Source organism: Pseudonocardia yunnanensis (assembly GCF_039534065.1).
GTDB classification, from domain to species: domain Bacteria; phylum Actinomycetota; class Actinomycetes; order Mycobacteriales; family Pseudonocardiaceae; genus Pseudonocardia; species Pseudonocardia yunnanensis.
Window position 1 is genome coordinate 1 of the sequence record NZ_BAAAUS010000044.1, and the last position, 559, is coordinate 559.

Genomic DNA, 559 nt, shown 5'->3' on the forward strand with positions numbered 1-559 from the left:
AGTCCCAGACCTTCGGTCTGGAGCTCGAGCTCACCGAGGGCATGCGCTTCGACAAGGGCTACATCTCGCCCTACTTCGTCACCGACGCCGAGCGCATGGAGGCGGAGCTCGAGGACCCCTACATCCTCCTGGTCAGCTCCAAGATCTCCACCGTCAAGGACCTGCTCCCGCTGCTGGAGAAGGTCATGCAGGGCGGCAAGCCGCTCGCGATCATCGCCGAGGACGTCGAGGGCGAGGCCCTGGCCACCCTGGTCGTCAACAAGATCCGCGGCACCTTCAAGTCCGTCGCCGTCAAGGCCCCGGGCTTCGGTGACCGCCGCGAGGCGATGCTGGCCGACATGGCCATCCTCACCGGCGGCGAGGTCATCTCGGAGAAGGTCGGCCTGAAGCTGGAGAACGCCGACCTGTCGCTGCTGGGCCGCGCCCGCAAGGTCGTGGTCACCAAGGACGAGACCACCATCGTCGACGGTGCCGGCGACGCCGACCAGATCGCGGGCCGGGTCAACCAGATCCGCGCCGAGATCGAGCGCACCGACTCCGACTACGACCGCGAGAAGCT

Annotated in this window: 1 pseudogene; it reads left to right on the forward strand. The window is 67.3% G+C overall.

Annotated features, from left to right (window positions below):
* Positions 1 to 559 (forward strand): annotated as a pseudogene (gene groEL, locus ABD743_RS35660) (chaperonin GroEL); the annotation flags it as partial.